At 60.1% G+C, this 18,271-nt stretch carries 18 protein-coding genes; 8 read left to right on the top strand and 10 right to left on the bottom strand.

Annotation, left to right across the window (positions count from 1 at the left end; all coding sequences use genetic code 11):
• Positions 1-23 precede the first annotated feature (23 nt).
• The 9 genes from dam to pilM form a co-directional block, all read right to left on the bottom strand.
• A complete protein-coding gene (gene dam, locus ACMGF9_RS00755) occupies positions 24-836 on the bottom strand; it encodes an adenine-specific DNA-methyltransferase (RefSeq protein ID WP_004930319.1) in 813 nt (270 codons plus the stop codon).
• Between the two features lie 84 nt (positions 837-920).
• Positions 921-1,934, bottom strand: a complete 1,014-nt coding sequence (locus tag ACMGF9_RS00750; RefSeq protein WP_021504768.1) for an SPOR domain-containing protein — start codon at positions 1,932-1,934, stop codon at positions 921-923.
• A gap of 156 nt (positions 1,935-2,090) precedes the next feature.
• On the bottom strand, positions 2,091-3,191 hold the full coding sequence (gene aroB, locus ACMGF9_RS00745) for a 3-dehydroquinate synthase (protein WP_015379297.1): 1,101 nt from the start codon (positions 3,189-3,191) through the stop codon (positions 2,091-2,093).
• Between the two features lie 106 nt (positions 3,192-3,297).
• Positions 3,298-3,819: a shikimate kinase AroK gene (gene aroK, locus ACMGF9_RS00740; protein WP_004391482.1), complete on the bottom strand. Its 522-nt coding sequence runs from the start codon at positions 3,817-3,819 to the stop codon at positions 3,298-3,300.
• A gap of 349 nt (positions 3,820-4,168) precedes the next feature.
• Positions 4,169-5,413, bottom strand: coding sequence for a DNA uptake porin HofQ (gene hofQ, locus ACMGF9_RS00735; protein WP_015379298.1), 1,245 nt, complete (start codon positions 5,411-5,413; stop codon positions 4,169-4,171).
• Positions 5,410-5,769: a HofP DNA utilization family protein gene (locus ACMGF9_RS00730; RefSeq protein WP_075684668.1), complete on the bottom strand. Its 360-nt coding sequence runs from the start codon at positions 5,767-5,769 to the stop codon at positions 5,410-5,412. Before ACMGF9_RS00730 ends, hofQ begins: the two co-directional genes overlap by 4 nt.
• Entirely contained in the window at positions 5,762-6,256 is a 495-nt protein-coding gene (locus ACMGF9_RS00725) for a hypothetical protein (RefSeq protein ID WP_015379300.1), read from the bottom strand. Before ACMGF9_RS00725 ends, ACMGF9_RS00730 begins: the two co-directional genes overlap by 8 nt.
• Positions 6,249-6,788 (bottom strand): PilN domain-containing protein, encoded by a 540-nt coding sequence (locus ACMGF9_RS00720; RefSeq protein ID WP_015379301.1) that lies wholly within the window; start codon positions 6,786-6,788, stop codon positions 6,249-6,251. Before ACMGF9_RS00720 ends, ACMGF9_RS00725 begins: the two co-directional genes overlap by 8 nt.
• The gene (gene pilM, locus ACMGF9_RS00715; RefSeq protein ID WP_015379302.1) at positions 6,788-7,621 is read right to left on the bottom strand and encodes a pilus assembly protein PilM; all 834 of its coding nucleotides are present in this window, start codon (positions 7,619-7,621) and stop codon (positions 6,788-6,790) included. The genes ACMGF9_RS00720 and pilM overlap by 1 nt, the downstream gene beginning before the upstream one ends.
• A 121-nt stretch (positions 7,622-7,742) precedes the next feature.
• On the opposite strand from pilM, the gene mrcA reads away from it, so the two are divergent.
• Positions 7,743-10,301 carry a peptidoglycan glycosyltransferase/peptidoglycan DD-transpeptidase MrcA gene (gene mrcA / locus ACMGF9_RS00710; protein WP_031300057.1) on the top strand — a complete coding sequence of 853 codons (2,559 nt, stop codon included), beginning with the start codon at positions 7,743-7,745 and terminating at the stop codon, positions 10,299-10,301.
• Between the two features lie 51 nt (positions 10,302-10,352).
• Here mrcA and nudE read toward each other — a convergent pair whose 3' ends face one another.
• Positions 10,353-10,907: an ADP compounds hydrolase NudE gene (nudE, locus tag ACMGF9_RS00705; protein WP_015379304.1), complete on the bottom strand. Its 555-nt coding sequence runs from the start codon at positions 10,905-10,907 to the stop codon at positions 10,353-10,355.
• Between the two features lie 445 nt (positions 10,908-11,352).
• Between nudE and ACMGF9_RS00700 the strand changes: the two genes are divergently transcribed.
• The 7 genes from ACMGF9_RS00700 (at position 11,353) to ACMGF9_RS00670 (ending at position 18,253) form a co-directional block, all read left to right on the top strand.
• Positions 11,353-13,488, top strand: a complete 2,136-nt coding sequence (locus ACMGF9_RS00700; protein ID WP_015379305.1) for an intracellular growth attenuator family protein — start codon at positions 11,353-11,355, stop codon at positions 13,486-13,488.
• A 98-nt stretch (positions 13,489-13,586) separates the two neighbouring features.
• On the top strand, positions 13,587-14,267 hold the full coding sequence (gene yrfG, locus ACMGF9_RS00695) for a GMP/IMP nucleotidase (RefSeq protein ID WP_004930298.1): 681 nt from the start codon (positions 13,587-13,589) through the stop codon (positions 14,265-14,267).
• A complete protein-coding gene (gene hslR, locus ACMGF9_RS00690; protein WP_015379306.1) occupies positions 14,264-14,671 on the top strand; it encodes a ribosome-associated heat shock protein Hsp15 in 408 nt (135 codons plus the stop codon). The genes yrfG and hslR overlap by 4 nt, the downstream gene beginning before the upstream one ends.
• A gap of 25 nt (positions 14,672-14,696) precedes the next feature.
• A complete protein-coding gene (gene hslO / locus ACMGF9_RS00685; protein ID WP_015379307.1) occupies positions 14,697-15,575 on the top strand; it encodes an Hsp33 family molecular chaperone HslO in 879 nt (292 codons plus the stop codon).
• A gap of 194 nt (positions 15,576-15,769) precedes the next feature.
• Positions 15,770-17,389 (top strand): phosphoenolpyruvate carboxykinase (ATP), encoded by a 1,620-nt coding sequence (pckA, locus tag ACMGF9_RS00680; protein ID WP_414160479.1) that lies wholly within the window; start codon positions 15,770-15,772, stop codon positions 17,387-17,389.
• Between the two features lie 127 nt (positions 17,390-17,516).
• Positions 17,517-17,777: a FitA-like ribbon-helix-helix domain-containing protein gene (locus ACMGF9_RS00675; RefSeq protein ID WP_015379309.1), complete on the top strand. Its 261-nt coding sequence runs from the start codon at positions 17,517-17,519 to the stop codon at positions 17,775-17,777.
• Complete coding sequence (locus ACMGF9_RS00670; protein ID WP_015379310.1) at positions 17,774-18,253, top strand: type II toxin-antitoxin system VapC family toxin; 480 nt, start codon at positions 17,774-17,776, stop codon at positions 18,251-18,253. Before ACMGF9_RS00675 ends, ACMGF9_RS00670 begins: the two co-directional genes overlap by 4 nt.
• Positions 18,254-18,271: the final 18 nt, after the last annotated feature.

The following is an 18,271-nucleotide window of genomic DNA, read 5'->3' as shown; positions in this document are numbered from 1 at the left end:
TTATGCGCCGGGGTGCCCCCGGCTTAGCGATACAGCGCCAAAAGCTCGTTCACTTTGCTGCGGCCGAGAATATTGCGGCTGATCGTGCGGCGCGCTTTCACCACATACAGCGCAGCATGCTGGTACCAGTCGCGCGTCAGCTCGGTATCGTGATTGGAGATCAATACCGGTACCTGGCTCTCTACCGAGAGCTGGTGCGCCAGATGCGCCAAACTCTGCTGATCGGCGATGCTGAAGCTGTTGGTGTGGTAAGCGGTGAAATTCGCCGTCGCCGACAGCGGCGCGTAAGGCGGATCGCAATACACCACGGCACCGGCCACGGCCTTCGCCATGGTATCGCGGTAATGCTCGCAGACAAAAGTGGCATTGCGCGATTTTTCGGCAAACCAGTAGAGCTCTTCTTCCGGGAAGTACGGTTTCTTGTAGCGGCCAAACGGCACATTGAACTCGCCGCGCAGGTTATAGCGGCACAGGCCGTTATAGCAGTGACGGTTCAGATACAGGAACAGCAGCGCCCGGCGGTAAGGCTCGGTGCTAGTATTGAACTCTTCTCGCAGCAGGTAAAACTGATCCGAGTTATTGAATTCATCGGCGAAAAGCGTGCGGGCATCGCGCACGAAGTCATCCGTGCGCAGCTTAACGATGTTATACAGGTTGATAAGATCGCTATTGATGTCGGCGAGAATGTAGGCGTCGTAATCCGTATTCAGAAAGACGGATCCCGCACCCACGAAGGGCTCGATTAAGCAGTCTCCCGCCGGCAGATGGCGACGAATCTCATCTACCAGCGGGTATTTTCCACCAGCCCATTTTAAAAAAGCGCGGTTTTTCTTCATGCCGTCAATTAGCTACTTATACAATTCAGAGCGGCGGATTGTACTCTGTTTCAGACAGCACATCAGCGCACAAATTTAAATGATTTATTTTTTAAGATCTTGCTGCACTTGGTGTACAGGTCGGACCCATGGTTTTTTCGCCTGCACATCCGCCGGCAACGAAGCAATGGCGCGCTTCGCTTCTGCAGAAGAAGCATAGTTGCCGCTCACCAGCACGTACCACGGCTTGCCGTCACGCTTGGTGGCGTACACCAGGTAATTCTGCAGCTTCTGCTGTTTGGCGTAGGCGTTCAGCGTATCGGAACGCGAAGCGCTGCTCAGCTGCAAGGTATAGTGGCTGCCCGGCGCAGACTGCACAGAGCTGCCGCTGCTGGCGACCGCTCCCGCTTTCGCGGTGGAAGACGGCTTGGCCGGCGGCGTATACACCGTGGTCGGTGATTTATGCTGCGTTGCGGTCGGTTTGGCGGCGGCAGTTTTCGCCGGCGTTTTATGCTGTTGCGGCGCGGTTCCCTGCACAGGACGCGTCGCTTCGCGCGCTGCGGCGCCGCTCATCACCGTCGCCGGTGCGGTCGGCAACGTCGACGCTGCGCCGGTCATGCCTTGGGTCGCCGCATCCACCTGCCCCTGCTGCTGCGACAACGCATCCGCCATGTTGCCCGGCAAATCGACGCGCTGCTGCGCACCGCCCTGCTGAGGCTGCGTTTGCGCTTCGGTCGGCGTGCCGGAGATCGGCGGAACGCTGACGTTCTGCGGTTGCTGCGGCTGAGTCGCGCTCACGCCGTTGTTATCGTGGGTATCCGTGGTACCGCCCGGCACGCCGTTGTTGGCGGTAGTCAGCGACGAAGAACCGGACAGGTTGATATCGCGGGCTCCGCCGTTTTGCGCGCCGTTCTCCTGAGCCGCTTCATGTTTGGTCGGCGCCTTCAGGGCGGAACCGATGCCGATAATCAGCAGCAGCAGCACCAAAATGCCGATGCCAATCATCAAATGTTGGCGTGAAACGGCGAAGCGCGGCGCTGCGGCCGGCTTGCGCGAGCGCGTAGGGCGACGATCGCTGCTATCAGGTCTGAGATCGTCTTCCGGTTTAAACTCGTCCATCTGAAACCCTCCAACTAGAGGCAAAAGCCCACCACCGTAGACCTACCGTGGCACGGGCAGATTAACCCGATGATGGCAAAGCGACACCCGTCGTGCTCTGCTCACTGTATTAATATAGATGCAAATGGCGGCTAAGCCACTGTTACTTAGTCCGATTTAATTACGCGTCTGCTCAGGCAGGCAGGCGGCGATCGACGCCAACACCAGCTCATGCCCTACGCCTCCGCGCACTTCCGCCGCACCGATCGCGGTCGGCAGCACCAGGCGCAGTTCACCCGCCAGCACTTTCTTGTCGCGCAGCATGTGCGGCAGATAGGATTCCGGCGTCATTTCCTGCGGCCCGCAGACCGGCAAGCCGGCGCGCAGCAGCAGCGTTTTGATGCGTTCGATATCTTCAACGGAGAACTGGCCGAGACGGTGCGCGGTTTCCGCCGCCATCACCATGCCCGCAGCCACCGCTTCGCCGTGCAGCCATACGCCGTAGCCCATTTCGGCTTCGATGGCGTGGCCGTAAGTATGGCCCAGATTCAGCAAGGCGCGCAGGCCGCTTTCGCGTTCGTCGGCGGCCACCACCTCGGCCTTGAGCTCACAGCAGCGGCGGATACAGTAGGCTAACGCCTGCATATCCAGCGCCATCAGCGCATCGATGTTGTTTTCCAACCAGACGAAGAACTCGCGATCGAGGATGATCCCGTATTTGATGACTTCTGCCAGGCCGGAAGAGAGTTCACGCGCCGGCAAGGTTTTCAGGCAATCCAGATCAACCACCACCGCAGCGGGTTGATAGAAAGCGCCGATCATGTTTTTGCCGAGCGGGTGGTTGACGGCGGTCTTGCCGCCCACGGAAGAGTCCACCTGCGACAACAGCGTGGTGGGAACCTGAATAAAGCGCACGCCGCGTTGGTAGCACGCGGCGGCAAAGCCGGTCAGATCGCCGACAACGCCGCCGCCGAGGGCGATCAGCGTGGTATCGCGCCCGTGCGGTTTTTCCAGCAGCGCCGAAAACACCTGCTCCAACACCGCCAGAGATTTGTACTGCTCACCATCGGGAAGGATCACCTGATCCACCACGACGCCGCCCTGCTCCAACACCTGCCGGACACGCTCAAGATAAAGCGGCGCCAGGGTCTGGTTGGTGACCAACATCGCTTGCTCACCCGCCTTCAACGGCATAAAAGAAGCCGGATCGTTAAACAATCCGGCGGCGATGGTAATCGGGTAGCTGCGCTCCCCAAGCGTTACAGTAATTCTCTCCATGTCGCGCTCAGTTCTCTGTATGGTGCGGCGGTGGTTGATCCCCGCTGCGGCGGGGAACACAAATCAGTTTTCCGCATTGGCCGACGGCGAACGCGGAAAGCGGCAATCAGTTGCTTTCCAGCATGTTGATGATCTGGTTGGCAACCACTTTAGCGCTCTGATCGTCGGTGCGGATGGTGACATCGGCAATCTCTTCATACAACGGATTGCGCTCTTTCGCCAAGGCTTCCAGCACTTCACGCGGCGGAGAATCGACCTGCAGCAGCGGGCGTTTTTTATCACGCTGGGTACGAGCAAGCTGCTTCTCGATCGTGGTTTCCAGATAGACCACCACACCGCGCGCGGACAGACGGTTGCGCGTTTCGCGCGACTTCACCGAACCGCCGCCGGTCGCCAACACAATCCCTTGTTTTTCCGTCAGTTCATTAATGACTTTTTCTTCACGATCGCGGAAACCTTCTTCCCCTTCCACGTCGAATACCCAGCCCACGTCAGCTCCGGTACGTCGCTCAATTTCTTGATCGGAGTCGAAGAACTCCATATTGAGTTGCTGAGCTAACTGACGGCCAATAGTGCTTTTGCCGGCACCCATAGGCCCAACCAGAAAGATATTGCGTTTCTCTGCCATGTTTTTCGGTATTACTAAGACAATTCGTTAATGTTAACCCGCCCCGCCAATCAAATCAGCGGCGGGACCTAAACTGAAACCTCATGAGCGATAGTGCGAGATCAGACGAAAAATTATCTCAACACTCTTGGTAGTTTGGCAACCGAATAAATCGCAATCCACGCCGCGGGAGGGAAACCATATGTTTTTAACGGCGTCTTGACGCTAACAAAAAACCTCGGTGCTCAATTCGGTAACCCTTGTAAGCTAAATCGGCCGCAGCGTCAAACGCAGATCCCCCCAAGGAGATAAAAAAGTGTATCTGCTCATCAACTTTAGGAGATTTGCCGCCCGGCCGACAGGCCGCCGCTTATCCCTTAATCAGAGTCGGCGTAATGAAGATCACCAGCTCGCGTTTTTGCTGTTGTGCGCCGCTTTGTCGGAACAAGCCTCCCAATAACGGCACATCCCCCAACCCCGGCACCTTGTCCGCCGTCTTGCCGCTATGCCGTTGAAAAATACCGCCGAGCACCAGGGTTTCACCGTTTTTCACCGTGATCTGCGTCTTAATCTCCTGTTTATCGATGGTCAGTGCCTCACCCGCCCCGCGGCTGATAGCGCGCCCCGGCATATTTTGGCTGATGTGCAGCGTCAGCGTGATGCGCCCGTCCGGCAACACTTTCGGTGTCACCTCCATGCCCAGCACCGCCTCTTTGAACTCGATGGCAGTCGCACCGCTGGCGCCGCTTGACACTTCGTAAGGGATCTCGGTTCCCTGCTTGATACTGGCGGTTTGCAGGTGCGCCGTCAGCAGGCGTGGACTGGCGATGATCTCCACCTGATTCTCCTGCTCCAGCGCCGTCAGCTCCAGGCTCAGCAAACGCCCGCTGATGCGCGCCAGATGGAAACCGGCGTTCACCGCGCTGCGCTCCAGCGGCAGGTTGACACCGACATTGCCCGGCCGCAACGGCCGCGCCGGCCTGTCGTCGGGCGCCAACCCCCAACGCACGCCAAGCTCACGCAGGCTTTCGCGGTTGATGGTCACGATATGCGCCGCCAGTTGCACCTGCGCCAGCGGCGCGTCCATTTCCGTTACCCGCTTTTTCAACTGCGTCAGGATTGGCGCGGTGTCGCGCAGCAGCAGCGTATTGGTGCGTTTATCCGCCAACACGCTGCCACGCTCGCTCAGCAACGCGCCACGTTGGGCGTTGAGGCTTTCGGCAATTTCCGCCGCATCGCCGTTCTGTAACGTCAAGGTCAGGCTGTGCAGCGGTTGCCGCTGCGCCAACGCCTCTCGCTGCTGCCTTTTTTCCTGTGCGTCCGGCTCCGGCGAGATCAGTATCACGTTGCCTTCCCGCGTCATCGCCAGTTTGCCCATGCGCAGGGTCAACGCCAGCGCCTGCGGCCAGGGCACATTCTCCAGCCGCAGCGTCAGGTTGCCGCTCACGCCGGGCGCGGCGATCAGGTTCATCTGCCGATAATCCGCCAACGCCTGCAGGATGACCGTGACCGGCGCATCCTGAAATTCCAGGGAAACCCGCTGTTTATCCTGCGCCTGCGCGGTGCCGAGCGCCAGGCACCACAGCGCCAAGCCCAATCCAGCACATCCTTTCATGGTTTGCCATCCTTGTTGTCCATCATGAGCGAGACGTCGCCCTGGCTCGCCGGGCAATCTGGTTCGGCCGTCAGCGCCGTTAACGTCAGGCTACGCGCCTGCACCTGCGTCACCTGCCAGCGCTCGGCCAGCACCCGTTGCTGCGGCCGCAGGCGCAACCATTGCCCCGCCGGCGTCACCACCCAGCCATAGCGCAGCGTCGGTTGCCCGATGACGCCTTTCAGTCGCCAGCCCGCCGGCGACGCCTCCGTTTGGGCACAAGCAGGCATCGGCAGCGGCGTAAACGGGTCGCGCGGCTCAGCGCACAATGCCCATGGCCATAGCAACCACCACCAACGGCCGAGCCTTTTACTCATTGGGTTGATCCTCGGTGGCATCCTGCAAAACCAACCGCGCCGTCATGCCAAGGGACGGCGTCTCCACGCTCAGCTGCTCAAGGCGTAAATCGGTGGGCAGCGTCTCCAGCAGCGCCAGCAAACCGGCGTAGTCAATGCGCAAGCTCAGCGTTTGCCGCGGCGGTTTTTCCTGCCGCTGCCAGCGCAACAACGCGCCTCCCGCCCGTTGCAGCACGCTCGCCAGATCGCCGGTGGTGGACGGAGGTAGCGGCGCCGCCGGGATAGCGGTTTCCGGCACCTCGTCCAGTTGGCGTTGCACCATGGCGATCTGTTGCAGCAGGCGCTGTTGCCGCTCCGCCGCGCTTTCCCGCTGACGCCATTCGTCTTGCAGCATCCAGCCGCCGCCCAACAGCGCCAACGTGCCGATACCCAACCCTTGCGACAGCAGTAATAGCCAGCCCGGCAAGCTCAGCCAGAGGCGCAGCCCGGAGGACAAACGGTTATCCATCACGCCCCCACTGCGCCGCCAGATGAAAGGTGTACAGGCCGTCGTCGCGTTGCGCCACCTCAGCCAAACGCAACCGCGGCAACGCAGGCATCCCCGCCAGCCGCCGTTCGAACTGCGTGATGGCCGCAGGAGAGCGGCTCAATCCACGCAGCCGCAGGCCGTTCACCGCATCACTCTCCATCGCCGTGAGCCACAGCGGTGGAGGAATGCTGGAGGACAATTGCTGCAGCAGCTGAAAATAACGCCGGTTATGTTGGGCATTGCTCGCCTGCCGTTCGGCGCGGGCGCGCTGCAGCGCCCGCTGCGCCCGCTCTTGCTGTTGCTGACGGGCGAGCAACGTCAGTGCCGCCAGCTCTTCACCCAGCATCGCCAGCCGCGCCTGCCGCTGCGCCTGTTGGTGACGCAACTGGCCGGCGACCAGGAACAGCGTCAGCAGCAGTGCCGTTAGCTGCAACAGCAGCACGCCCAACCAGAAATAGCCGCGTCGCCGCTCGCGGCGTTGTCGCCAGGGCAGAAAGTTGACCTGATACATCAGCGATCCTCCTCGCGCAGCGCCAGGCCACCGGCCAACGCGAACGCCGAAGGATGCGCAGGCAACGGCGGACGCAGCTGCGTGAAGGCGCTGAGCGGCGACCAGGCAAGGCAACCGGCGGGCAAGGCACCTGCCAGCACGCTGCCGGCATAGATCGGCCGATCGTCGCCCGCCGGCATCTGGGCTTGCAGCACCCGCAGCGCCTGCGCGTCATCGTCGCCCGGCGCCAGACCAAAGGCGAACGCGCCGTCGGCCGGCGCCACCCACAGCCATTCTCGTTCGAGACGGTGCATCAGCCCCGCAGCGGGCGGCACGCCTGCCGCCGTCGCCATCATCCGCAGCGCGCAGGGGGTGATATCGACCGCTTGCGGATGCAGGCCAGCCTGACGCAGACAATGCAGCCACTGCTGCAGCTCCTGCCGCCGCGCGGCGGTCAGCAACAGCGCCGCCTCATCCGCCGGCGCGGTGCGATAGTCGAGCGCCAGCGTCTGGCCGTCGAGCGGAAACTGCTTCACACCGTGGCCGCCGATATAGTCGCTGCGTTCCGGCTCGCGCAGCCGCGCGTCCGGCTGCGCCATGCGTTGCTGCAACACGCGCTGCGCCGGCAGGGCAATGCGTAAGGAAATATGTCGCGGCAGTTGGACGCGCCATTGCCGCAGCGCCCGGATAAGAAATTCGGAAGGTTCCAGACAGCCATCGCGTAAAACCGCCTGCGGTAGCGCCTGCTGCCACCAGTGGCGCAACTGCCAGCCGTTGCGGCGCCGTTGGGCCGCCACCGCCCGCACGCAGTCGATTTGTATATCCAGCCCCACCTGCCATGCTTGAGGGAACATGTTTCGCAAGCCTCCATAACATCAGATGATAAAAGAACATATCCATGTCGCAGGCTTGCCTTTATACTACCGCGCGGTTGTTTATAAACTGCCCAAATGACTTAGAAATGGGAAATCTCAGGTGAAGTTCGTAAAGTATTTACTAATCCTTGCAGTATGTTGCATCGTGCTGGGAGCAGCCTCGATTTTCGGCTTGTACAAATATGTCGAGCCGCAGCTGCCCGACGTCGCAACGCTGAAAGATGTGCGGCTGCAGATACCGATGCAGGTCTACAGCGCCGATGGCGAACTGATCGCCCAATATGGCGAGAAACGCCGCATTCCGCTGAAACTGGATCAAATTCCGCCGGTGATGGTGCACGCATTCATCGCCACCGAAGACAGCCGCTTCTATGATCACCATGGCGTCGATCCGGTCGGCATCTTCCGCGCCGCCTCCATCGCGTTGGTCTCCGGCCACGCTTCGCAGGGGGCCAGTACCATTACCCAACAGCTGGCGCGTAACTTCTTCTTAAGCCCGGAACGCACCCTGATGCGTAAAATCAAGGAAGCCTTCCTGGCGGTGCGCATCGAGCAGATGCTCACCAAGGATGAAATCCTTGAGCTGTATCTAAACAAGATCTATCTGGGTTACCGCGCCTACGGCGTGGGCGCCGCCGCGCAGGTCTATTTCGGCAAAGACGTCAGCCAGCTGACCCTGAGCGAAATGGCGACCATCGCCGGCCTGCCGAAAGCGCCATCCACCTTCAACCCGCTCTATTCGCACGATCGCGCCGTTGCCCGTCGCAACGTGGTGCTGTCGCGCATGCTGGACGAACACTACATCACGCAGGCGCAGTACGATCAGGCGCGCTCCGAAGACCTGGTCGCCAATTACCATGCGCCGGAAATCAGCTTCTCCGCGCCGTATCTCTCCGAGATGGTGCGTCAGGAGATGATCAAGCGCTACGGTGAAAACGCCTATACCGACGGTTATAAGGTTTACACCACCGTGACCAAGCGGCTGCAGCTGGCGGCGCAGGAATCGGTGCGCAATAACGTGTTGGCCTATGACATGCGCCACGGCTATCGCGGCCCGTCAAACGTGCTGTGGAAAGTCGGCGAAGCGGCCTGGGATCGCAAACAGATTGTCGACTCGCTGAAAAACCTGCCGAACTACGGCCCGCTGGCGCCGGCGGTGATCACCGCCGCCAACCCGCAGGAAGCGACGGCGATGCTGGCCGACGGCAGCAGCATTGCCCTGCCGATGGCGACCATGCGCTGGGCGCGCCCATACCGTTCGGACACTCAGCAAGGCCCAACGCCGAAACGCGTCACCGACGTAGTGCAGGCCGGCCAGCAAGTGTGGGTGCGTAAAGTGAACGAAGCCTGGTGGCTGTCGCAGGTGCCGGACGTCAACTCGGCGCTGGTCTCTATCAACCCGAACGACGGCGCGGTGAAAGCGCTGGTTGGCGGCTTCGATTTCAACCAGAGCAAGTTCAACCGCGTCACGCAGGCCCTGCGTCAGGTGGGCTCGAACATCAAACCGTTCCTGTACACCGCCGCGATGGATAAAGGCCTGACGCTGGCCACCATTCTGAATGACTTGCCGATTACCCGTTGGGATGCCGGCGCTGGCACCGACTGGCGGCCGAAGAACTCGCCGCCGACCTACGACGGCCCGATTCGCCTGCGACAGGGGTTGGGGCAATCGAAGAACGTGGTGATGGTGCGCGCGATGCGCGCGATGGGCGTCGATTACGCGGCGGAATATCTGCAGCGCTTCGGCTTCCCGGCGCAGAATATCGTGCATACCGAATCGCTGGCGCTGGGGTCCGCCTCCTTCACCCCGATGCAGCTGGTACGCGGCTACGCGGTGCTGGCGAACGGCGGTTACCTGGTCGATCCGTACTTCATCACCAAAATTGAAGACGATAACGGCAATACGGTGTTCGAAGCCAAACCGAAAGTGGTGTGCGGCAGCTGTAACCTGCCGGTGATCTACGGCGATACCCACCGTTCGGCGGTGCTGTCCGACGACAACATCGAAAACGTCGCCACCTCGCAGGAAGGCAACAACAGCACGGTGCCGATGCCTCAGCTGGAACAAGTCACCCCGGCTCAGGTACAGCAGGACGGCGACCAACAGTATGCGCCGCACGTCATCAGCACACAGCTGGCCTTCCTGATCCACGACGCGCTGAACAGCAATATCTTCGGTGAACCGGGTTGGATGGGTACCGCCTGGCGAGCCGGGCGCGATCTGAAGCGTCATGATATCGGCGGCAAAACCGGTACCACCAACAGTTCCAAGGACGCCTGGTTCTCCGGCTATGGCCCGGATACCGTGACCTCGGTGTGGATCGGTTTCGACGATCACCGCCGCGACCTGGGCCGTTCGACGGTGTCCGGCGCTATCCCGGATCAGATTTCCGGCGGTGAAGGCGGTGCCAAGAGCGCCCAGCCGGCGTGGGACGACTTTATGAAAACCGCGCTGGAAGGCATCCCTGAGCAGAAAGTCACGCCGCCGCCGGGCATCATCAGCGTCACCATCGACAAGAGCAGCGGCAAGCTCTCAGGTGGTGGCGGCGGCAGCCGTTCCGAGTACTTCATCGAAGGAACGCAGCCGACGGACTACCCATCGCGCGATACCGGCACCACGTTGACCGATCCGGGCGGCGAAAGCCACGAGCTGTTCTGATCGAAAAGGGCCAGAGAAATCTGGCCCTTTTTTTATTCGGCGTGAAGCGTATCAGCGCGACGCGCGCAAAAATGCCTCGGAAAGGAACAGCGCGCTGACGTTGCGCGCCTCGCGGAAATCCGGTTCCGCCAGCAGCGCCATCATGTTGGCGATCGGCCAGCGCACCTGCGGCAAGGGCTCCGGCTCATCCCCTTCCAGGCTCTGCGGATAGAGATCGTGCGCCAGCACGATATTCATTTTGCTGGAAAAGTAGGACGGCGCCATCGTCAGCTTACTGAGAAAATCAAAGCGTTTCGCGCCGTACCCCACCTCTTCCATCAGCTCGCGGTTGGCCGCCTCCAGCACTCCTTCACCGGGATCGATCAGCCCTTTCGGGAACCCCAGCTCATAGGATTCGGTGCCCACCGCATATTCGCGGATCAGCAGCAGGTCATCGCCAATCACCGGCACGATCATCACCGCTTCGCGATCCGAAGGCCGCATGCGCTCATACACCCGCCGAACACCGTTGCTGAATTCCAAATCGACCGACTCGACGTTAAACAAACGCGAACGCGCGACCGTTTCCACTTTCAGAATTTTAGGTTTTTGCAGGTGTTTATCCATGATTGCCTCAAAGAGGTTACCCAGGCGCGGACGGGGCAACCGAAAAAATGATTGGCGTAACGCACGGCTCGTTGGCGCTCAAACGCTGACCAAATTCGATCCTGATCACATTGTGCGTTAAGGGCAAGCTCCGCCGCAACGCGCATGAACAGTAATTTACTTTCTTTTAACAAGCGTAGCCAGCGGCCGGCGATTTTCCGTACTGATTCAGCAAACAGCGCGCAAGAAAATAGGATAATACCGATATCGACGGCAGAGGCCGGTTGCTAGTATCACGCAGGCAAGAATCAGTGATAAAATGGCCTTGCGTCATGAAGGAATGAGATCCAGAGCGAGAATCTGTTTGTTCCCTCATTAGTTCTGGGTGCCTCCTGGCGGTTTACTCCGTATAATATTCAGCTTTTCATCAGGTTGGCGAAATTCACGGGTGTGAGATGGGGATTGCATGAGCACAATAGTGTTGATATTGGCCTTAGTGCTTGTCTGCCTGATTGCCGCCGGCCTGTACCTGTGGTTCAAGGCCCGCAACCCGTCGGCGCTGGCGCACGCATTGCCGTTTATCAAGCCTGCCCACCGCAAGCTGACCGACGAAGAGCGCGCCGCGGTCGAGTTCTATCTCAGTCAGCAAAACAAACTGAGCAACAAACTGTTGCCCGGCGGCGGCGCTACGCTGCCCGCGGCCAAGCTGGCGCTCACCCCGCAAAGCGATAACGTATATCCGGTCACGCACGCCATCACCCGCTACGGGCTGGCCAGCGACGATCCCAATAAATGGCGCTATTACCTCGACGCGGAAGAGGTGCATCTGCCGCCGTTTTGGGAACCCTATATCACCGCCGACAACCATGTGGAAGTGATCAGAACCCAGACGCTGCCGCTGGTGATTTCACTCAACGGGCACTCGCTGAAAGATCACATTCACGACCGGCCGCAGCCGCCGGTGGTGGCCGCCACGCCGACCAAAAACGCGTCCATCCGCAAGGAAGAGAGCGAGCATGTCGAGCTGGTCAATATTCGCAAGGAAACGCCGGAAGAGCATGCGCTGAACCGGCCGAACGGCATCCGCGAAGCCGTCATCATCTCCGCCGCACTGCTGCTGCTGTTCTTCAGCCTGATAAGCCCGGTGCTGGTTATCCCCTGGATGATTTTTGTGGCGGTGCTGATGATCGCCTGGGGATGCTGGAACCTGTTCCGCCGTCCGGCGTCGCGTGAGCTGAAAGAGATCCACTGCCTGCGCGGCACGCCGAAGCGCTGGGGCCTGTTCGGCGAGTCCGATCAGGGGCAGATCAGCAACATTTCGCTCGGCATCATCGATCTTATCTACCCACCGCATTGGCAGCCGTACCTGACTCAGGATCTGGGCAAGACCACTGATGTGGACGTCTACCTCAATCGGCAGGTAGTGCGCCAGGGGCGCTTCCTCTCGCTGCATGACGAAGTGAAGAATTTCCCGCTGCAGCAGTGGGGCCGCAACGCGGTGCTGGTCGCCAGCTCGGCGCTGGTACTGCTGTTGCTGTTGATCTATATCCCGCTCAACCTACCGCTGACCCTCAGCATGGCCTGGCTGCAGGGTGCGCAAAAAGTGGAAGTGACCAGCGTGCAGGCTCTGGAAGCCACGCCGCTGCGCATCGGCGACACGCTGAAAGTGCGCGGCAGCGGCATGTGCTATGTGCCGCCGCCGGCCAACGGTGGCGGCACCGTCAATTTTGCGCCGTTCGACTGCTCCGGCATCTATTGGAACAACGCTGCCCCGCTCCCGCAGCCGGAATCGGAAGTCATAGACAAAGCGACGGCCCTGCTGGCCACGGTCAACAGCCAGCTGCATCCGAGCGGCGCCGATCAGAAGGTCAACCCGCAGCTGGCCAGCGCCATCGAGAAATCCGGCATGATCCTGTTGGATGACTTCTCTGATATCGTTTTGAAAACTCAGGATTTATGTCAGGCAGAAAACGACTGCGTGCGGTTAAAAAACGCCTTGGTCAACCTGGGCAACGCCAAAAACTGGAGCGGCCTGATGAAACGCGCCAGGTCCGGCGCGCTGCAAGGCGTCAACGTTCTGCTGCGCCCGGTGAGCGCCGAGTCGCTGGAAAGCCTGACCAAAGTGGCCACGTCATCGTTCATCTTCAATGAAACGCGCCTGGCCGCCGCGGCGCTCAACAGCCCGCCACCGGGCGGTTTCCTGATCCGCAGCGACGAAGGCCGCCAACTGGTCAGCCACCCGCAATCCTCGGTGCCGCAAAGCGAATACAACGCCCTCGACCAGTGGAATGAACTGCAGCGCCTTTCCACTCTGCTGTTGCATACCCCGTTCCAGGCCCAGGGGGTGATCACCAGCCTCAGCGTCGATGCCAACGGCACCCGCCACGTGGCGCTGCACAGCGAACCGGACATGATCACCCTGTGGCGCTACCTCGGCACCAGCCTGCTGTTGCTGGCGGTGGTCGTCAGCCTGGGCTATAACGCCTGGCGGCTGGTGCAGCGTCGGCGCATAAATCAACACCGCGTCGCCGATATCCAGCGTTACTACGACAGCTGCTTCAACCCGCAGCTCAATCCGATGTCGATGCGGCCGATGCCCTGAACCTGACGCCGGGGCCTCCGCCCTGTCATCTGCTTATGCTACGCTAACGCTATTATTCTCATCTGCGGACCGCCCGTCGGTTCGCCCGTGGAGTTTTTATGGTTCCCGAGTTTGATTGGCCGCAGATCGATACCGTGCTGCTGGATATGGACGGCACCTTGCTGGATCTGGAATTCGACAGTCACTTTTGGCTCAGCCTGGTGCCGCAAGCGCTGAGCGAAAGGCGCGCCATTCCGTTTGATGAAGCCCGCAATATTATTGAGCGGGAATATCAGGCGGTGCAGCACACCATGAATTGGTATTGCTTCGATTACTGGAGCGAGCGGTTGGATCTGGATATCTACCGCATGACCAGCGAAGTGGGCAGCCGCGCCCGGCTGCGCGAGGACACCGAGCCATTTTTGCGGGCGCTGCGCGGCGCCGGCCTGCAAACCATTTTGCTGACCAACGCCCATCCGCACAGCCTGGCGGTGAAAATCGAGCATACCGGTCTGGATCGGCACCTTGATTTATTGTTTTCCACCCACACATTTGGTTATCCGAAAGAAGATCAGCGTCTGTGGCAGGCGGTGCAACAGCACACCGGGTTCAACCCGCAGCGCACGCTGTTCGTCGACGACGGCGAGCCGATCCTCGACGCGGCGCGCACTTTCGGCATTCGTTACTGCCTGGGCGTGCAAAACCCGGACTCCAGCACGGCGGAGAAAAGCTTCCAGCGCCATCCGTCGATGCGCGACTACCGCCTGCTGATACCGGCGCTGGCCAAGGGGGAAGCATGAAGGAAAAAGCGACGCGCGACGACGCGGTCCGGCTGGATAAGTGGCTGTGGGCCGCACGCTTCTACAAGACCCGCGCACTGGCGCGCGAAATGATCGACGGCGGCAAGGTGCATTACAACGGCCAGCGTGGCAAGCCGAGCAAGATTGTCGAACTTAACGCCGAGCTCAAGCTGCGGCAGGGCAACGAAGAACGTACGGTGATCGTGCTGGCGCTGACCAGCCAACGCCGCGGCGCCGGCGAGGCGCAGCAAATGTATCAGGAAACCGAAGCCAGCATCGCCAACCGCGAAAAAATGGCGCTGGCGCGCAAGATGAACGCGTTGACCATGCCGCATCCGGACCGTCGTCCGGACAAAAAGGAGCGGCGCGACCTGATGAAATTTAAATTTGGTGAGCCGGAATAACCCCTCACCGCAATGAGAGAAGATTATGTCCAACCATGACCAATTGCACCGTTACCTGTTTGAAAACTACGCGGTGCGCGGCGAGCTGGTTACCGTCAGCGAAACCTATCAGCAGATCCTGAATAACCACGACTACCCGGCGCCGGTGCAAAAACTGCTGGGCGAGCTGCTGGTCGCCACCAGTCTGCTGACCGCGACCCTGAAGTTCGACGGCGACATCACCGTTCAGCTGCAAGGCGACGGCCCGCTGAAGCTGGCGGTGATCAACGGCAACAACCGCCAGGAGATGCGCGGCGTTGCGCGCACCCAGGCGCCTATCGCCGACGACAGCACCTTGCATCAGATGATCGGCAACGGCGTCATGGTCATCACCATTTCCCCGACGGAAGGCGAGCGCTATCAGGGCGTCGTCGGCCTGGAAGGTGAAACCCTGGCCGAATGCCTGGAAGCCTACTTCCGCCAGTCCGAACAGCTGCCAACCCGCCTGTTCATCCGCACCGGCGAAGCGGAAGGCAACGCCGCGGCGGCCGGTATGCTGCTGCAGGTGCTGCCGGCGCAGGACGGCAACCTCGATGATTTCGATCATCTGGTGCAACTGACCAACACGGTCAAAAGCGAAGAGCTGTTCGGCCTGCCGGCCAACGAAGTGCTGTACCGCCTGTACCATCAGGAAGAGGTCACCTTGTACGAACCACAGGACGTGCAGTTCCGCTGCACCTGTTCTCGCCAGCGTTGCGCCGACGCGCTGCTGACCCTGCCGACCGACGAAGTGGCGGACATGCTGGAGCAGGACGGCAATATCGACATGCACTGCGACTACTGTGGCAGCCACTATGTCTTTGACCCGGTTGATGTTGCCGCGCTGTATGCGGGTAACACCGGCGAAAGCGACCAGTTGCACTAAGTTACACCCTTTCAGCGGGCGCGCCCGGCGCCCGCCAACGCCCGCCGTTTGCACGTTTGCTTTTTTCCGTGTGCTATCTCTCAGATCGTAACGAAATACCGCCTAAAACGTTAAATATTTGATACCCATCGCGGTTACGCACCGTTAGATCCCTACAATTGCCGCCAGAAATTCTGTGACCAAGGAGTAGTAACATGCGCGTTAAAGGTATAACCCCTCAGGATCTGGCCGCTTACGGCATTCACGACGTTAGCGAAATCGTTCACAACCCGAGCTATGAACTGCTGTTTAAGGAAGAAACAGACCCATCTCTGGAAGGTTTTGAGCGTGGGGTAGTCACCAAGCTGGGTGCCGTCTCCGTCGATACCGGCATCTTCACCGGCCGTTCGCCGAAAGACAAATACATCGTCCGCGACGACATCACCCGCGATACCGTGTGGTGGGCCGATCAGGGCAAAGGCAAGAACGACAACAAACCTCTCAGCCCGGAAGTGTGGGCCGATCTGAAACACCTGGTCACCGAGCAACTGTCCGGCAAGCGCCTGTTCGTGGTGGATACCTTCTGCGGCGCCAACGCCGACTCGCGCCTGAAAGTGCGCTTCATCACCGAGGTGGCCTGGCAGGCGCACTTCGTGAAAAACATGTTTATCCGCCCGAGCGACGAAGAGCTGGCTGACTTCGAACCGGACTTCGTGGTGATGAACGGCGCCAAATGCACCAACCCGAACTGGCAGCAGCAAGGCCTGAACTCGGAGAACTTCGTCGCCTTCAACCTGAGCGAGCGCATGCAGCTGATCGGCGGCACCTGGTACGGCGGCGAAATGAAGAAAGGCATGTTCTCGATGATGAACTACCTGCTGCCGCTGAAAGGCATCGCCTCGATGCACTGCTCGGCCAACGTGGGCGAGAAAGGCGACGTGGCGGTGTTCTTCGGCCTGTCCGGCACCGGCAAGACCACCCTCTCCACCGATCCTAAGCGTCAGTTGATCGGCGATGACGAGCACGGCTGGGACGACGACGGCGTGTTCAACTTCGAAGGCGGCTGCTACGCCAAGACCATCAAGCTGTCTGAAGAAGCCGAGCCGGACATCTACCACGCCATCAAACGCGATGCGCTGCTGGAAAACGTCACCGTGCTGGCCGACGGCAGCATCGACTTCAATGACGGTTCGAAAACCGAAAACACCCGCGTTTCTTACCCGATCTATCATATCCAGAACATCGTCAAGCCGGTGTCCAAGGCGGGTCACGCCACCAAGGTGATCTTCCTGACCGCCGACGCTTTCGGCGTGCTGCCGCCGGTATCGCGTCTGACCGCCAACCAGACTCAGTACCACTTCCTGTCCGGCTTCACCGCCAAACTGGCCGGCACCGAGCGCGGCGTAACCGAACCGACGCCAACCTTCTCCGCCTGCTTCGGTGCCGCGTTCCTGTCGCTGCACCCGACGCAGTACGCCGAAGTGCTGGTGAAACGCATGCAGGCCGCCGGTGCCCAGGCTTACCTGGTCAACACCGGCTGGAACGGCACCGGCAAACGCATCTCGATCAAAGATACGCGCGGCATCATCGACGCCATCCTGAGCGGTGAGATCGACAAGGCGGAAACCGTCACTCTGCCGATCTTCGATCTGGCGATGCCGACCGCGCTGCCGGGCGTGAATCCGGAGATCCTCGATCCGCGCAATACCTACGCCAGCCTCGAGCAGTGGCAGGAAAAAGCGCAGGATCTGGCCGAGCGCTTCATCACCAACTTCGACAAATACACCGACACGCCTGCAGGCGCCGCGCTGGTCAGCGCTGGCCCGAAGCTGTAATTCGGTAGCATTACCTCTTCAGCTAAGGCGCGGATCCCGCGCCTTTTTTTATTTTTTCGTGATTGCTTTTTGACCAGTGAGACGAGAAAATAAGTCAATGCAATCATTGATAGCAAAGGAGGTTTAAATGGCGACTATCACCGTCAGAAATCTGGACGACGAAATCAAAGAACTGCTGCGTATTTCAGCGGCGAAAAACGGCCACTCCATGGAAGAGGAAGCGCGCATGATCCTGAAGCAGGCGCTGGTGAAAAAGCCGCCGCGCTATGGGTTAGGAACACGCATGCATCAGTACTTCGCCGAATTCGGCGGCGTTGAGTTGGAGATCCCCCCACGTGATGAGGCCCCTCATCGTATCGTCAACTTTGATGAAGATGATGAAAAATGATTGTGCTGGATACCAACGTCGTTTCGGAATTGCTGCGGCCGGCGCCTCACTACAATGTATTGCGCTGGTTAGATGAGCAGGATACGTATCGGTTCTATTTGAGCGCCATCGTGGTTGCGGAGTTGTATACGGGCATCGCCTGCATGCCTCACGGCAAGAAACAGCTCGAACTGCAAACTAACCTCGGCGACATGCTGCAGGAAGAGTTTTCAGACAGAATCTTACCCTTTGACGTCGGCTGTGCGATGCAGCATGCGGAATTAATGGGCGCCAATCGCCGCCGAGGCATTGGCGTCAGCATGCCGGATACCCAAATCGCCGCCACCTGCCTGCATTACGGCGCCGCCCTGGCCACCCGCAATACCAAAGACTTCCTCCACTGCGGCATCGAGTTAATCGATCCGTGGCAGGCGCCGACCGGCCGTCGGTTGCATGAAGATGCGGCGGAATACTACGTGATGAGCAGAAAGTCCTGACGGGGCCGCAGCGGCGCG

The sequence above is a fragment of the Serratia sp. BNK-23 genome (assembly GCF_047456145.1).
Lineage (GTDB): Bacteria > Pseudomonadota > Gammaproteobacteria > Enterobacterales > Enterobacteriaceae > Serratia > Serratia nematodiphila.
Note: the sequence above shows the minus strand (reverse complement) of the source record. Positions and strands in the feature narration are given on the sequence as shown.

Coding starts and splice junctions, on each gene's coding strand:
- ACMGF9_RS00725 (WP_015379300.1), bottom strand. CDS start 6,256: ATGGATAACCGTTTGTCCTCCGGGCTGCGCCTCTGGCTGAGCTTGCCG.
- yrfG (WP_004930298.1), top strand. CDS start 13,587: ATGGTTCCCGAGTTTGATTGGCCGCAGATCGATACCGTGCTGCTGGAT.
- hofQ (WP_015379298.1), bottom strand. CDS start 5,413: ATGAAAGGATGTGCTGGATTGGGCTTGGCGCTGTGGTGCCTGGCGCTC.
- ACMGF9_RS00700 (WP_015379305.1), top strand. CDS start 11,353: ATGAGCACAATAGTGTTGATATTGGCCTTAGTGCTTGTCTGCCTGATT.
- aroK (WP_004391482.1), bottom strand. CDS start 3,819: ATGGCAGAGAAACGCAATATCTTTCTGGTTGGGCCTATGGGTGCCGGC.
- dam (WP_004930319.1), bottom strand. CDS start 836: ATGAAGAAAAACCGCGCTTTTTTAAAATGGGCTGGTGGAAAATACCCG.
- ACMGF9_RS00720 (WP_015379301.1), bottom strand. CDS start 6,788: ATGTATCAGGTCAACTTTCTGCCCTGGCGACAACGCCGCGAGCGGCGA.
- hslO (WP_015379307.1), top strand. CDS start 14,697: ATGTCCAACCATGACCAATTGCACCGTTACCTGTTTGAAAACTACGCG.
- ACMGF9_RS00675 (WP_015379309.1), top strand. CDS start 17,517: ATGGCGACTATCACCGTCAGAAATCTGGACGACGAAATCAAAGAACTG.
- ACMGF9_RS00750 (WP_021504768.1), bottom strand. CDS start 1,934: ATGGACGAGTTTAAACCGGAAGACGATCTCAGACCTGATAGCAGCGAT.
- ACMGF9_RS00670 (WP_015379310.1), top strand. CDS start 17,774: ATGATTGTGCTGGATACCAACGTCGTTTCGGAATTGCTGCGGCCGGCG.
- ACMGF9_RS00730 (WP_075684668.1), bottom strand. CDS start 5,769: ATGAGTAAAAGGCTCGGCCGTTGGTGGTGGTTGCTATGGCCATGGGCA.
- aroB (WP_015379297.1), bottom strand. CDS start 3,191: ATGGAGAGAATTACTGTAACGCTTGGGGAGCGCAGCTACCCGATTACC.
- nudE (WP_015379304.1), bottom strand. CDS start 10,907: ATGGATAAACACCTGCAAAAACCTAAAATTCTGAAAGTGGAAACGGTC.
- pilM (WP_015379302.1), bottom strand. CDS start 7,621: ATGTTCCCTCAAGCATGGCAGGTGGGGCTGGATATACAAATCGACTGC.
- pckA (WP_414160479.1), top strand. CDS start 15,770: ATGCGCGTTAAAGGTATAACCCCTCAGGATCTGGCCGCTTACGGCATT.
- hslR (WP_015379306.1), top strand. CDS start 14,264: ATGAAGGAAAAAGCGACGCGCGACGACGCGGTCCGGCTGGATAAGTGG.